The 13,435-nt window shown below is 69.5% G+C and carries 13 protein-coding genes; 6 read left to right on the top strand and 7 right to left on the bottom strand.

Going from position 1 to position 13,435, the window contains the following annotated elements; translation table 11 throughout:
• The first annotated feature begins 1 nt into the window (after position 1).
• From ACFYRU_RS12175 to ACFYRU_RS12160, 4 genes are all read left to right on the top strand, one after another.
• Complete coding sequence (locus ACFYRU_RS12175; RefSeq protein ID WP_387656567.1) at positions 2-460, top strand: hypothetical protein; 459 nt, start codon at positions 2-4, stop codon at positions 458-460.
• Positions 461-464: 4 nt separating this feature from the next.
• Positions 465-1,421: an acetylxylan esterase gene (locus ACFYRU_RS12170; protein WP_387656565.1), complete on the top strand. Its 957-nt coding sequence runs from the start codon at positions 465-467 to the stop codon at positions 1,419-1,421.
• A 40-nt stretch (positions 1,422-1,461) separates the two neighbouring features.
• Positions 1,462-4,632, top strand: a complete 3,171-nt coding sequence (locus ACFYRU_RS12165) for a BTAD domain-containing putative transcriptional regulator (protein WP_387656562.1) — start codon at positions 1,462-1,464, stop codon at positions 4,630-4,632.
• An 87-nt stretch (positions 4,633-4,719) separates the two neighbouring features.
• On the top strand, positions 4,720-6,123 hold the full coding sequence (locus ACFYRU_RS12160) for an FAD-binding oxidoreductase (protein ID WP_387656560.1): 1,404 nt from the start codon (positions 4,720-4,722) through the stop codon (positions 6,121-6,123).
• Here the strand turns inward: ACFYRU_RS12160 and ACFYRU_RS12155 are convergent.
• Positions 6,120-6,350, bottom strand: coding sequence for a hypothetical protein (locus ACFYRU_RS12155; RefSeq protein ID WP_387656557.1), 231 nt, complete (start codon positions 6,348-6,350; stop codon positions 6,120-6,122). The two genes, ACFYRU_RS12160 and ACFYRU_RS12155, sit on opposite strands and share 4 nt — an antisense overlap.
• Positions 6,351-6,365: 15 nt before the next feature.
• Entirely contained in the window at positions 6,366-6,668 is a 303-nt protein-coding gene (locus tag ACFYRU_RS12150; protein ID WP_387656554.1) for a MarR family winged helix-turn-helix transcriptional regulator, read from the bottom strand.
• On the opposite strand from ACFYRU_RS12150, the gene ACFYRU_RS12145 reads away from it, so the two are divergent.
• The gene (locus ACFYRU_RS12145) at positions 6,651-7,193 is read left to right on the top strand and encodes a hypothetical protein (protein ID WP_387656551.1); all 543 of its coding nucleotides are present in this window, start codon (positions 6,651-6,653) and stop codon (positions 7,191-7,193) included. The two genes, ACFYRU_RS12150 and ACFYRU_RS12145, sit on opposite strands and share 18 nt — an antisense overlap.
• Positions 7,194-7,427: 234 nt before the next feature.
• Here ACFYRU_RS12145 and ACFYRU_RS12140 read toward each other — a convergent pair whose 3' ends face one another.
• Positions 7,428-8,294 (bottom strand): HIRAN domain-containing protein, encoded by an 867-nt coding sequence (locus ACFYRU_RS12140; protein WP_387656548.1) that lies wholly within the window; start codon positions 8,292-8,294, stop codon positions 7,428-7,430.
• A 232-nt stretch (positions 8,295-8,526) separates the two neighbouring features.
• Here ACFYRU_RS12140 and ilvA point away from each other — a divergent pair, with 232 nt between their 5' ends.
• Positions 8,527-9,798, top strand: coding sequence for a threonine ammonia-lyase IlvA (gene ilvA / locus ACFYRU_RS12135; protein WP_387656546.1), 1,272 nt, complete (start codon positions 8,527-8,529; stop codon positions 9,796-9,798).
• On the opposite strand, the gene ACFYRU_RS12130 is transcribed toward ilvA, so the two are convergent.
• From ACFYRU_RS12130 to ACFYRU_RS12115, 4 genes are all read right to left on the bottom strand, one after another.
• Entirely contained in the window at positions 9,795-10,238 is a 444-nt protein-coding gene (locus tag ACFYRU_RS12130) for a hypothetical protein (RefSeq protein ID WP_387656543.1), read from the bottom strand. The genes ilvA and ACFYRU_RS12130 overlap by 4 nt on opposite strands.
• Positions 10,239-10,306: 68 nt before the next feature.
• Entirely contained in the window at positions 10,307-10,549 is a 243-nt protein-coding gene (locus ACFYRU_RS12125) for a LuxR C-terminal-related transcriptional regulator (protein WP_387656541.1), read from the bottom strand.
• The gene (locus ACFYRU_RS12120) at positions 10,546-12,003 is read right to left on the bottom strand and encodes a rhamnulokinase family protein (protein WP_387656539.1); all 1,458 of its coding nucleotides are present in this window, start codon (positions 12,001-12,003) and stop codon (positions 10,546-10,548) included. Before ACFYRU_RS12120 ends, ACFYRU_RS12125 begins: the two co-directional genes overlap by 4 nt.
• Positions 12,000-13,424 (bottom strand): arabinose isomerase, encoded by a 1,425-nt coding sequence (locus tag ACFYRU_RS12115; RefSeq protein WP_387656536.1) that lies wholly within the window; start codon positions 13,422-13,424, stop codon positions 12,000-12,002. The genes ACFYRU_RS12120 and ACFYRU_RS12115 overlap by 4 nt, the downstream gene beginning before the upstream one ends.
• Between the last annotated feature and the right edge of the window lie 11 nt (positions 13,425-13,435).

Raw genomic sequence — 13,435 nt, 5'->3', positions numbered from 1 at the left:
GATGCGTACGACGTACCGGATGCGGGCGGGACGATTCCTCGGGATCCTGGCCGCCGGGCTGATCATTCTCGGGGTGGCCGCCCTGCTCTGGGCGTTCGGCCTGCCGTCCGTCGCGGTGTCGGTGTTCCTCACGCTCGGCGGGCTGATCACGCTCGCCGGGTTGTGGATCCTGGCCCGGCCGCCGAAGGTCGCGCAGCTCCGGGACAAGGAGATCGACGTCCGCGGCGTACGGACCGCGTGGACCGACATCACGGAGGCCGGCCGGGTGCAGACCACGCACGGCGAGGCGCTCGTGCTGCGCACCAAGCAGGCCGACCAGCCGATCCTGCTGCCGATCTCGTGGCTGGTCCCGAAGCAGGTCGCGACGCTGGAGACCGTGCTGCGGGACAAGCTGAACGCGGCGCACGGGTACACGATCTGGGACGGGACTGCCCCGGAGGACGACGACAGCGCAGAATGATGCGGTGCTTTCCTTCGAGCTGTCGTACGACGAACTCCTGACCTACCAGGGCACGAACCCGCGCCCCGCGGACTTCGACGCGTTCTGGGACAAGGCGCTGCTGTCGCTGGACGCGGTGGAACCCGACGCCGAGTTCGTCGACGCGGACTTCCCGCTGACGGGGGCGACCGCCCAGCACCTGTACTTCAACGGCACCGGCGGCTACCGCGTACACGCGAAGGTGATCCGCCCGGCCGAGCCGACCGGGCCGGCCGTGTTGTGGTTCCACGGGTACGGCGGCGAGCAGCCGAAGTGGGTCGAGCTGCTGCCGTACGCGGCCCGCGGGTTCACGGTCGCGGCGCTCGACGTACGTGAGCAGGTCGGTTTCCGTACGTCCTCTCAGTCAGCGAACAGCTTCTCGTTGCACAACCACCTGGTGCACGGCCTCGACGACGGGCCGGACGGGCTGCTCTACAAGCACGTCTTCCTGGACGCGCGCCGGCTGACGGACATCATCGGCGGCCTGCCAGAGGTGGACGCCGCGCGGATCGCCACGACCGGGTGGAGCCAGGGCGGCGGGTTGTCGCTGGTCGCGGCCGCGCTCACGCCGACGATCAAGTACACCGCGACGGTCTTCCCGTTCCTCTGTGACTACCAGCGCACGTGGGACCTCAACCTGGAGACGGCGCCGTACGACGAGATCGTCACCTGGTTCCGCAAACGCGACCCGCGCCACCTCCGCCAGGACGAAGTCTTCAACACCCTCGGCTACATCGACGTCCAGCACCTGGCCCCCCGGATCCAGGCCGAGGTAACCCTCTTCACCGGCCTCGAAGACCAGACCTGCCCCCCGTCCACCCAGTTCGCCGCCTACAACAAACTCAAATCACCCAAACACCTCCACACCTACCCCGACTTCGGCCACGACGACCTCCCCGGCGCCCACGACGACATCTACCAACTAATAACCACCAACCTCTAACCCCACCCCCGCCCCGATGGTGGGTCCTACGATCGTTGGGGTGGGGGACTTGCGGATTCGGTTGTTGGGTGGGTTTGGGGTTGATCGTGCGGGGCGTGCGGTCGATCCGGCGGTGTGGCGGTTGCGGAAGGCGCGGACGTTGGTCAAGTTGCTGGCGTTGACGCGGGAGCAGCGGTTGCACCGCGACGTGCTGCTCGAGGCGTTGTGGGCGGACCGGGCTTCGGCTTCCGCGGTCAACAACCTCCATCAGGCGCTGCACGTCGCCCGGCGGGTGCTCGCCGGCGACGATCCAGCCAACGGGCTGCTGGAGTTGCGCGACGACTTCGTCGTACTGCGCGCGTCCGGCCTCGTCGAGGTCGACGTACGGACGTTCGAACGGCTCGCGGCGCTCGGCCGGACCAGCGGCGACCTCGCCGACCTCCGCGCGGCGGTCACCGCATACGCGGGCGATCTGCTGCCCGAGGACCGGTTCGAGGACTGGGCGGTGCGGCCGCGGGAGGAGCTCCGCGCGACCCTCGGCGACCTGCTCGTCGACCTCGCGGACGCGGCCGCGGCAGCCGGACACGACGCGGAGGCGTTCGACGGCCTGACCCGCGCGCTCGCGATCGACCCGCTGCACGAGCACGGTGTCCGGAGCCTGATGCGACGACATGCCGCGACCGGCCGTACGTCGGAGGCGCTCGCGCAGTACGAACGTCTGCGAACCGACCTACGTACTACCTATGGCACGGACCCCGACCCGGAGACCCAGCGCCTGTATCAAGAACTGCTGACCGGCACCGCGGCAGCCCGGACGGCCCAGCGCAGGCACAACCTCCCGCCGGCGTTGACCAGTTTCGTCGGCCGCGAGCGGGAGATCGCGGACGTCCATCGCCTCATCGAGCAAGGCCGGCTCGTCACCCTCACCGGCGTGGGCGGCGCCGGCAAGACCCGGTTGGCCGAGGAGGCGGCGCGCCGGCTCGTCGACTCGTACGCCGACGGCGTCTGGATCGCCGACCTCGTACCGGTCGCCGATCCGCAACTCGTCGCCGACACCGTGGCCGCCGCGCTGGGCCTCGACCCCGCCGCCGGCTCGGACTCGATGCGCACCCTGATCACCCGCCTGGCCTCGCGGAACCTTCTCCTCGTACTGGACAACTGCGAGCACCTGCTTGCGGCCTGTGCCGGCCTCGCGAGCGCGGTACGACGAAGCTGCCCGGACGTCAGCCTCCTCGCGACCAGCCGCGAACCCCTGCACGCTCCAGGCGAGGTGACCTTCCGCGTACCGTCGCTCGAGCTTCCAGAGCCGGCGGACGCGGGAGAACTGGACCGCCTCGGCACACTGTCGTCGGTACGGCTGTTCGTCGACAGGGCCCAGGATGTCCGACCCGGCTTCGCTCTCGATGCGGGCAACGCCGCCGCTGTCGTCGAGATCTGCCGTTGCCTCGACGGCATCCCCCTCGCCCTGGAGTTGGCGGCCGCTCGTGCCTCGCACCTCGAAGCCGCCGAGATCGCCGCGCGTCTCGGTGAGGCACTGTCGTTGCTCGGCCGCCCCGCCGAGGTCACCCGGCACGCCACACTGCGAGCAACGCTCGAATGGAGCCACGCCCTGCTCTCGGACGACGAGCAGGTGCTGGTGCGCCGGCTCGCAGTGTTCTCCGGCAGCTTCTCGCTCCGGTCCGCCGAGCAGGTGTGCGCGGACGACCGCGTTCCCGACGTTCTGGACGTACTAGGCCGCCTGGTCGACAAGTCGCTGCTGATGGTCGACCACGACGGGCCGCGCTCCCGGTACCGCCTGCTGGAGACCATCCGGCAGTTCGCGCACGAGCGGCTGGTCGCCGCACGGGAGGCTGCATCGATGGAGGCCGCCCATTGCCGGCACTTCCTGGAACTGGCGGCAGACGAGGACCCCGAGCGGGCCGGCGTCGTCGTCGAACGTCCCCAGCTGCTCGACGCGGATCACGACAATCTCCGCGGCGCGCTCGGCTGGGCGCTCCGCCACGATCACGACAGTGCCCTCCTGCTCGGGCTCAGCCTGTCGCCGTACTGGCTGGCGCGAGGTCACTTCTCTGAAGGTGCGGGCTGGCTCGAACGGGTCCTCGAGGTGGCAGTCGAACCGTCGCGCGAACGAGCGCGCGCGATCTTCGCGCTGGCGATCCTGCTCGCCCGCAGCGGTCTGGCCGACCGCCTCCCCCGGCTCGGCGACGAGGCGGTCGCGGTGGCCGAACAGTCCGGTGACCAGGTCGACCTGGTGACCACCCGGGTCATGCGAGGAACGCTGCTGCTCGGGAGCGGCGATCTCGACGAGATCGAGCGAACCGCCGAAGACGCGCTCGACCAGGCCGACGCCCTCGACGCGGCGCCGGTGGCCGCGGCCGCGCAAGGGCTGTCCGCGATGACCGGACTGTTCCGCGAGAACGCCGAGCTCGCACAGCAACGCTTCGAGGAATGTCTGCGGCGGCTGCGGCAGATCGACCCGAACACCGGCCGGTTCTTTCCCGGCGTCACGATGTGCTTGCCGCTGGTCCCCGTCTACGGTCAGTGGATTCCGGTCTTCGAGGAAACCTTCCTGCTCGGTCGACGGGTCGGCGCCACACAGGGCACCGGCTACGCGTTGTCGGGCCTGGCCGACGCGTACCGGCTGGCGCGAGACCTGCCCGCGGCACAGGACGCCGTACGACAGTCAGTCGACACGTTCACTCGACTCGAGGATGCGGCCGGACTCGGCCATGCCCTCAACCACCTCGGCTGCATCGAACGCGACCAGGGGCTGCTCGGTCCGGCCGAACGGGACCTGCGCGAAGCGCTCCGGATCCGTCAGCAACTGGGCGATCGCCGTGGTGAGAGCCTGACGCTCGCCAACCTCGGTCTGCTCGCCGCGGCGGCCGGCGATCCCGGCACCGGCCGGCGGCTCACCCGCGCGGCTCTCGATCGAGGCGAAGCTGTCGACGACGCGCCCGCGACGGGCGGTGCCCTGCTGAACCTGGCGGTCGTCGAGTTGTTCGCCGGCGAACGCCGTACCGCACGAATCCTGACCGAGCAGGCGGTCGAGGCCCTGCACCCGCAGGGATACCTGCGCCTCGAGGCGTGGACGCGGCTGCTCGCCGCCGAGCTCGCCGCCGACGACGGCGACACCGAGGCGGTGGACAGACATGTCCCGATCGCAACGGAGATCTTCACCCGGCTGGGCTGCCGGATCGGTCTGCCGCGGGTCCTGCTCATGAACCGCTAAGGCACGCTAAGCCGGCGCGAAGGCGTCCTTCCTAGCGTCGTTACCGGTCCAGGAAACGTCCTGGCCGGGAACGAATCAGGAGTGGAAATGACAACGACGCAAGCGCGGCAGGACACGCTCGGGGAGGCCACCCTCGGCGAGCTCGCCGAGGGACTTCGTGGTGAGCTGATCCGCCCGTCCGACCCGTCGTACGACGACGCGCGGTCGATCTGGAACGCCGCACACGACAAGTCGCCGGCGCTGATCGTCCGGTGCAAGGGGGTCGCCGATGTCATCCGGGCGGTCGAGTTCGCCCGGAGCGAGGGGTTGACGTTGGCGGTCCGGGGCGGCGGTCACAGCATCCCCGGTTTCTCGACCACCGACGGCGGCCTGGTCATCGACCTGTCGCTGATGAAGGCGGTCCGGATCGACCCCGACCGAGGCCGGATCGTGGCGCAGGGCGGGTGTACCTGGGGCGACGTCGACGCCGAGGCGCAGGCGTTCGGGCTGGCTGTCACCGGTGGACTGGTGTCCTCGACGGGTGTCGCCGGCTTCACGCTCGGCGGCGGGATCGGCTGGCTCGTCCGTAAGGCCGGCCTGGCCTGCGACAACCTGATCGGAGCCGATGTCGTCACCGCGGACGGCCGGTACCTGCACACGAGCGAGACCGAGAATCCCGACCTGCTGTGGGCCTTGCGGGGCGGCGGCGGCAACTTCGGTGTCGTGACTTCGTTCGAGTTTCGGGCCCACGAGGTGGGTCCGACCGTGTTCGCGGGCCTCGTCTTCTATCCGGGCGACCGTGCGGCCGAGGTGCTGCGCGGCTTCGGTACGGCGGCCGGCGCGGCGCCGGACGAGTTGTCGTTGGCAATCAACCTGACCACCGCGCCACCGCTGCCGTTCCTGCCGGAGGAGGTCCACGGCAAGCCGATCGTCGCCGTCCTCGGCATGTGGTCCGGACAGCCGGAAGCGGGCGACGCCGCGACCCGGCCGTTCCGCGAACTCGCGCCGGTCGTCGCCGACCTGTTCGGGCCGATGCCGTACAACGCGATGCAGACGTTGCTCGATCCGCTGTTCCCCCGCGGCCTGCGGAACTACTTCCGCTCGGCGTTCTTCGCCGAGCTCGATCCGGCCACCGTTGACGCGCTCGTCTCGGCGCACGCCGCGGTACCGAACGGCCTGTCCGAACTGCACGTCCACCAACTCGGCGGTGCGATGGGCCGGGTGCCGGCCGACGCCACCGCGTTCGGGACCCGGGACCGCGAGTACATCCTCAACGTGGTCGCCCGGAGCGAGGACGCGTCCGGGTACGAAGCGGCGGTCGACTGGGCGCGCGCGGCCGGCGGTTCGCTCGGGCCGGGCGCGGCGTCGTACGTGAACTTCACCGGCGAGACGAACGAGGACATCGTCCGGGCGTCGTACCCGCCGGCGACCTACGAGCGGCTCGTGGCGGTCAAGAACGCGTACGACCCGACGAACCTGTTCCACCTCAACCAGAACATCCGGCCGGCCTAGGGGCGCCGGAGGGCAGCGTCGATGACGGCGATCAGGGTGTCGTCGTCATCGGCCTGCCAGGTGTGGTCGTGCGCACACGTCCACTGATCAGGCTCGGCCGGTACGACGCACCCGAACAGCCGTACTTTCCCCGCCGCGGCCGCCTGCCGAGCCACCGGCGTCGGCAGACCGTACAGGATCGGCACGCCCGGCTCCCCACAGACCGGACAAGCAGGTGCGTTCGCCATACCGTCCAACGTACGTCAGGCGCCGTCCAGAAGAGCTTGGTGGATCTTGGCCAGAGCCTTCAGCAGCTGGGCGCGTTCGGTTTTGGTGAGGTTTGCGGTGATCCGGTCCTCAAGTTGCCGGCGTTCGGCCTCGACGGGGCCCTGGAGGGCACGGCCGGCCGGGGTCAGCCAGAGCCGGACGAGGCGGTTGTCGTGCGGGTCGGGGCGGCGTTCGAGCAGGCCGGACTCGGCCATCCGGGTGGCGAGCTTGGTGACGGCGGGCGTGGTCACGTTCACCGCGGCGGCGACCCCGTTCCCGCGATGGGTCGCTGGCACCACGAACGCGAGCGGCTCCTGCAGGATTCGGGGATCGAGGCAACGTTCCTGCGCCCGACCGGCTTCATGACGAACACCTTCGACTGGGCCGCGACGATCCGGGCCGGCAACTACGTCCTGGACCCGATCGGCCCCGGCCGCGCCGCGCCGGTCGACCCCGCGGACATCGCCGCGGTCGCAGCGGCCGCGCTCACCGAGGAAGGCCACGAGAAGCAGGCGTACACGATCACCGGCCCCGAGGCGTTCACCCTCGCCGAGCAGGTCGCGATCCTCGGCGCCACCCTCGGCCGCACCATCGACGTACGGCCGATCGAGACCCCGGAGGAGGCGGTCCGCTTCCGGTACCCCGACGGCGCCCCGCCCGAGCTCGCGGCGGCGATCGTCGAAGGCCTGAAGCTGATGCGGGCGGACACGACCGGCCTGCGAACAGACGTCGTACGACGGGTCACCGGGAGGGAACCGCGGACGTACGCCCACTGGTGCGCCGCCAACGCAGACCTGCTGAACCGGGAGTTATCCACAGATTAGATCCACAATCCACAGGCCCCGCCGCAGCTGTCCACAGGAGAGTTATCCACAGGCAGGCTCAGGATTCACAAATTCACGTCATGATTGCCCCGCGCAACCGTCTCGTCGGTGCGGGGCACTCGGACCCCGCAGCCGGGCAGCTCTCCAAGGGAAGCTGCCCGGCGCCCGTTCAACCCGGAAAAGTAGCTCCGCAGTACCGGCCTGGTGAGGCATGGTCAGTACTGCGCAGCCGCCCTAGTTGGCCTCTTTGGTCGCCCAGTAGTGCCATTGCGGGGAAGCGACTGGGGAGCGGGCCAGCCCGTCCGGCCAGGTGGCCGGCAGGTCGTGACTCCGTGCCGCGTACAGGATCACCTCCGATGCGGTGCGGTCACCGCGCACGGTCACCCGGGCCGCGGTCTCGGCACGCATGTCGGCGAGGTAGTGGATGGCCGGCAGGAACTCGGTGCTCAGCCGTGGGCTGAGCCGGCCGACGGGTTCGTCGTCCAGCCGGATCTCGACCACGATCCGGTGCCGGTCCTGGATGCCGTCCTCCTCCTCGATCGCGTGCATGGTGGCGTACGCCCAGCACTCGCCTTCCAGCCGGAAGAACGGTGCCAGCACGTCCGGATGGACTTCGCTGCCCGGTACGACGATGCCGCTGCCGGGCGGCAGCAGGTGATAGCTGCCTGGCGGGGGCAGGTTCACCGGTACCAGCATGTGCGGCTGGCCGAGTGCCACCGCGACGCTGGCGTGGAACTCCGTGCCCTGGTTGCCCTTGCCCTCCCAGTCCGCCGGTTCCCACTCACTTACCCACAGGTGGCACGGCACCTGCGGTTGCAGGCCTTGCGCCACCAGTTCCGACAACACCGGGTGGTACCGGTGCGCGTCGTCCCTCGGCAGATAGCCGACAACCTTGCCCTGCACCCGGACGGCGATCGACCGCGGGTCGAAACGGTTGTGCGGTTCCGGGACGAGGTCCGCCTCGGTGTCCAGATCTGCGCCGCGCGCCGGGATGGGGTCGGGGAACAGGCTACGGATCGCCTGCTCGTGCGGAGCCTCCCGCACGACTTCCTGACCACACCACAAAGCGTCGCCCCACAGACTGAACGGAATCAGTTCCATCTGTGCCCTCCAGTCCTCACTGACCGGCTTTACCCGGCTCATCCCGACCAGGACCCTGGTCGTTACACCGAGTGAGCGTATGAAAACTAGACTGCCCAGTGAAGGGCCGTTTCACGCATGGTGCAAGAGTCTGAAACGCAAAAGGAATCCGGTGGTCCGGACTTTGGACGCGGATCGTCTTGGGCAGCGAGCGAATCGGCGAAGATCGTGCAAATGCACGGGAAGGAACACCATGCAGGGCAGCAGTTCAGTCGCTCGACCGACGGTTGACGCCGACGCGATCGAGGCCGCGATCAAGCGCTTGGACGGGGTCGCCGTCCGTACTCCGTTGCAGCGCAACCTCCGCCTGTCCGAGCGCACCGGCGCCGAGGTCTGGCTGAAGCGTGAGGACCTGCAGATCGGCCGCTCGTACAAGCTCCGCGGCGCCTACAACCTGATCGCCCAGCTCGGCGACGCGGCGAAAGCGGCCGGCGTCGTCTGCGCAAGTGCTGGCAACCATGGCCAGGGGCTGGCGTATTCGTGCCACATCCTCGGTGTCCAAGGCAAGGTCTTCGTTCCGCGGACGACGCCGCGGCAGAAACGGGACCGGATCGCCGCGCTCGGCGGCAAGCAGATCAAGGTGATCGTCACCGGCGACACGTACGACGACGCGGCCGCGGCAGCACTCGCCGAGGGCGCGGCGAGCGGCGCGACGATGGTGCCGGCGTTCGACGACCCGAGAACCGTTGCGGGGCAGGGGACCGTGGCCGTCGAGCTGGTCGAGCAGCTCGGACACGCGCCCGACGTACTCGTGGTACCGGTCGGCGGTGGCGGGCTCGTTGCAGGGGTTGCAACGTGGATCAAGGAGCGGCACCCCGGCGTACGCATCGTCGGCGTCGAGCCTGGTGGGGCCGCGAGTATGGCGGCGGCGTTCGAGGCGGGTGCGCCGGTGACGTTGCCGCACCTGGACAGCTTCGTGGACGGTGCGGCCGTACGGCGGGTCGGTGACGTGACGCTCCCGCTCGTGCAGCGGGCCGGCGTGGAGCTGATGTCGGTGCCTGAAGGGCTCGTCTGCTCGGAGATGCTCGCGCTCTACCAGACCGACGGGCTGATCGCCGAGCCCGCGGGTGCTTTGTCGACAAGTGCCCTGGGCAACGGCCTCGACGTACGGCCCGGTGAGACCGTGGTCTGCCTGCTGTCCGGCGGAAACAACGACGTCAGCCGGTACGGCGAGATCCTCGAGCGATCGCTTGTGTACGAAGGGCTGAAGCACTACTTCCTGGTGACATTCCCGCAGGAGCCCGGCGCGCTGCGTACGTTCCTCGACGACGCCCTCGGGCCGGACGACGACATCACGCTGTTCGAGTACGTCAAACGCAACAACCGGGAGACCGGCGTCGCGCTCGTCGGCATCGAGATCAGCAGCCGCGACGACCTCCCCGGACTACTCGCCCGGATGGAGGTCGCCCCGCTGGACATCGAGCGCATCAACCCGAACTCCCCCGAATTCAGGTACTTGATCTAGTGCTTGGAGTGTTTCGGGTGGCGGGGGTCGTGGGGGTGGGTGCCGTCGTCCCACTGCGGGTCGACCGGCTGGCCCTCGCGGTTGCGGGAACCGTCGTCAGGCCAGAGGTTCTGGGCCTGGCTGCGGTGGTCCTCCGACACGGCGCGCGCCTGCTCGGCGGCGTCGCGGCGTTCGGTCGCGCCGGCTGAGAGCCGATGCGCCTCGGCGGTCTTCTCGTCGGCGGCCGCCTGCGCCTTGCGGGCACGCGCGTCCACCTCGTCGGCGATGGCGCGCTGCTTCTCCGCGTGGGCAGCGTTCGCGCGCGCCTCCTGCTCGTGGTCGTACGCCTCCTGCTCGGCCCGGCGCTGCGACTTACGGGACGTCATACCGGCGACGAGCGCCACCAGGATGACCAGCACCGCAACGGCGACGACGATCCAGACAATGGTCATTCCAGACATCGGTCCTCCTCGGCTCGATGATCAGAACCACCGGTACCCGGGGTCGTCGCCGCCTAACGTCCGGCCGCTCAGACCAGGCCGCGGCGGGCGGCCCAGACGATGGCTTCGATCGCGGTGCTGAAGCCGAGGCGGTCGCAGATCAGCCGGGTACGGCGCCGCACGGTGCGCTCGGACAGGTCCAAGCGCCGGGCGACACCGTCGACCGGCAGACCGGTGGCGAGCAGGCGGAGCAGTTGCAGGTCGTCGTGGCTGATCTCGCGCGGCGGCACCCGGCGTGGCACCGGTCGGAGTTCCTGGGGGAGGACGGTCATGCTTGATCACCTGTTCCGAAGACCCGGGACTCGGCGGCGTCCCAGTCGGCCGGTTTGCCCTGCGGGTCGTAGCGCCGCAGAGAATGGGTGGACCGGACCAGGGCGCGCATCGCGTCCAGGTCCGGGAAGGGCTCGCCGAGCGCGCGGGCCTGGACGAGTACGTTGCCGAGCGCGGACGCCTCGACCGGCCCGGCGAGCACCGGGACGCCGCACGCGTCGGCGGTCAGCCGGCAGAGCAGCTCGTTCTGCGAACCGCCGCCGATGACGTGCAGTACGTCCACGTCCCGGGCGGCGATCGTCTGCGCGGTGCGGAGCGTACGGCGGTACGCCAGCGCGAGACTCTCCAGGATGCAGCGCACCGCGGCGCCGCGGCTGCGTGGTGGTTCCTGTCCGGTCGCCCGGCAGTGTTCGTCGATCCGCGCCGGCATGTTGCCGGGGGCAAGGAACTCGGGGGCGTCGGGGTCGATCAGTACGGCGAACGGCGGGGCGTCGGCGGCGGCGCGGAGCAGGTCGTCGAGGTCGTCGCCCCAGATCCGTTGGCATTCCTGGAGGATCCACAGGCCCATCACGTTACGGAGCAACCGGGTCCGTCCGTCGACGCCGCCTTCGTTGGTGAAGTTCGCCGCTCGCGCTGCGTCGGTCAGTACCGGCGCGTCGAGCTCGAGCCCCACCAAGGACCAGGTCCCCGACGAGATGTACGCAAACCGCTCACCCCTCGCAGGCACCGCAACCACAGCAGACGCCGTGTCGTGCGACCCCACCGCAACCACAGGAATCCCCGGCGCCAACCCAGTCTCATCCGGCAGCACGTTCCCGATCACGTCCCCAGGCTCCCGAAGCGCGGGAAACAGCCGCCGCGGGAGGGATGCACGCCCAGTCGCCCCGAGCGCACCCACCCGCGAGATCAGCTCGTCACTCCAGTCCCGGGCCAACACGTCATAAAGCTGCGTAGTAGATGCGTTCGTCCGCTCCACCCCGACCTCACCCGTCAGCCAGTACGCCAACAGATCCGGGATCATGAGGAACGTCGCAGCCTCACCCACCATGCCATCGGCAACCAGCTGGTAGATGGTGTTGAAGGGGAGTTGTTGCAGGCCGGTGATGGCGTACAGGTCCGCAGCCGGCACCTGCGTTAGGACCTGTTCCATTACTCCGTCGGTACGCGAGTCGCGGTAGTGCACGGGATTGCCGAGCAGACGACCCGACTGATCCAGCAGACCGTAGTCGACCGCCCAGGAATCTATTCCGATGCTGTCGAGCGGGCCGGCCAGGTGCAGGCCGTCCAGGACCGAGCGGTAGAGGTGCAGGATGTCCCAGTGGAGGGTGCTGTGGACTCGGACGGGACCGTTCCAGAAGCGGTTCAGTTCGCGCAGTTGGAGTACGCCAGGACCGACCTCGCCGAGCATCACCCGCCCACTCGAGGCCCCGAGATCAACCGCAGCGACCCGCTTCACGGGGAAACCACCGTCAGGTCGAGGTCCAACAGGTCGGCCACAGCAGCCAGGTCGGCAGCGCGATGCCCGGTCCCCAACGCCCAGTGATGCGCCACCCCGGACGCCGACCACGCGTCGGTCCACTCGCCCGGATCGCACCCGAAGTCAACGCGCGACGTCGTGTTCCCGATCTGCAGCAATGGCCCCGGTACGACGGTGCCCTCCGACGCGATCAGCTTGAACGTACCGTCCCGCCGCTGCCCCAGCCCGCACACCGTCACCGGCCCAGGCTGTACGTCGAACTCGACCGAAACGCCCCAGCCACGCTTGCCGTGGTACACACCCAGCCCACGCAGCAAGGGCTTCCGCGCCGAGATCGCGAGATGCGCCGGCCCGTCGTGCCCCATCTCGACAACGTCGTCGTTGAAGTTCAGCGCCTGCAACTCGGTGAACGACCCACCCGCGCCGAGCCGGTCCATCACCAGCATCGCCAGCGACGTACGCAACTCGTACTCACCCGCCGCCGGCACACCCCTTGCCGTCAGCAACGATGCACCCAGGATCATCCCAGCCGCGACCCGTTCGTGGGTCTCACCATCAAGTCCGCGATGGTAGTAGGCCAACGAATCAAGGGAAAAGTCCTCGACCAGCCGATCCAGCGCGACCGAAACCGTCGCACCCCACCGGAAGTCGTCGGACTTGACCGAGTCGTCCAGCGTGAAGATCTCCTGCGCCAGCTCCATCCGCTCGGTCGTCTCGGCGTCGGTCACCTTCTCGACCCGAACCCGCAGATCATCGATCTCCAGCACCTCGACATGCCCGCCGAGCTGCGCCGACACCAGCGTCGGGTCGGTGATCACGTCCATCATTCCCGGGTACACGTGCCCGAGCAGCCCGTGCCGCCCGTGCCGGAGCGCCGCTCGTACGCCGGCGGCCCGGATCCACCGGTCGATCCGCGTCCACGCCCGCTCGTCCTCCAGGTAGCCGGACACCGAGCGGAAGTCGATGCCGCACCGCTCGAACGCGTTCGCCATCTCGGGCAGCGGGCACGCCCCGCAGTACGCCAGCCACGCGCCGGTGTCGAACGAGGCGTGGTCCATCGCCTCGGTCGGCTGCAGGTTCAGCAGCAGTACCGGAGCGCCGGTGCGCTGCGCCACCGGTACCAGCATCGACGCGGTCATGTACGTCGTGAGAAACCCGACGATCAGGTCACAGTCGGCCGCCCGCAACTTCTCGGCCGCGACGGCACCTTCCTGCGCATCGGAGATGAACCCGACGTCGACCACCTCGCAGTCGAGCGCCGAGAACCGCTCGGACACCCGCCGGGCCGACGCCTGCAGTTGCGGTAACAGGTCGGGGAACTGCGGCCAGTACGTACCGAGTCCCCCGGCCACCAGGCCGATCCGGGTGCGGCGAGGCGCGATCCGCTCCAGCTGGGTCATCCAGGTGGCTC

Source organism: Kribbella sp. NPDC004536 (assembly GCF_042873835.1).
GTDB lineage: Bacteria > Actinomycetota > Actinomycetes > Propionibacteriales > Kribbellaceae > Kribbella.
The sequence above is the reverse complement of the archived record's forward strand: the minus strand, read 5'-3'. Positions and strand labels throughout refer to the sequence as shown.

What these genes read in the sequence shown, in the direction of transcription:
- ACFYRU_RS12175 (WP_387656567.1), top strand. Translation starts at nt 2, where the DNA reads ATGCGTACGACGTACCGGATGCGGGCGGGACGATTCCTCGGGATCCTG.
- ACFYRU_RS12160 (WP_387656560.1), top strand. Translation starts at nt 4,720, where the DNA reads ATGACAACGACGCAAGCGCGGCAGGACACGCTCGGGGAGGCCACCCTC.
- ACFYRU_RS12155 (WP_387656557.1), bottom strand. Translation starts at nt 6,350, where the DNA reads ATGGCGAACGCACCTGCTTGTCCGGTCTGTGGGGAGCCGGGCGTGCCG.
- ACFYRU_RS12145 (WP_387656551.1), top strand. Translation starts at nt 6,651, where the DNA reads ATGGGTCGCTGGCACCACGAACGCGAGCGGCTCCTGCAGGATTCGGGG.
- ACFYRU_RS12140 (WP_387656548.1), bottom strand. Translation starts at nt 8,294, where the DNA reads ATGGAACTGATTCCGTTCAGTCTGTGGGGCGACGCTTTGTGGTGTGGT.
- ilvA (WP_387656546.1), top strand. Translation starts at nt 8,527, where the DNA reads ATGCAGGGCAGCAGTTCAGTCGCTCGACCGACGGTTGACGCCGACGCG.
- ACFYRU_RS12130 (WP_387656543.1), bottom strand. Translation starts at nt 10,238, where the DNA reads ATGTCTGGAATGACCATTGTCTGGATCGTCGTCGCCGTTGCGGTGCTG.
- ACFYRU_RS12125 (WP_387656541.1), bottom strand. Translation starts at nt 10,549, where the DNA reads ATGACCGTCCTCCCCCAGGAACTCCGACCGGTGCCACGCCGGGTGCCG.
- ACFYRU_RS12115 (WP_387656536.1), bottom strand. Translation starts at nt 13,424, where the DNA reads ATGACCCAGCTGGAGCGGATCGCGCCTCGCCGCACCCGGATCGGCCTG.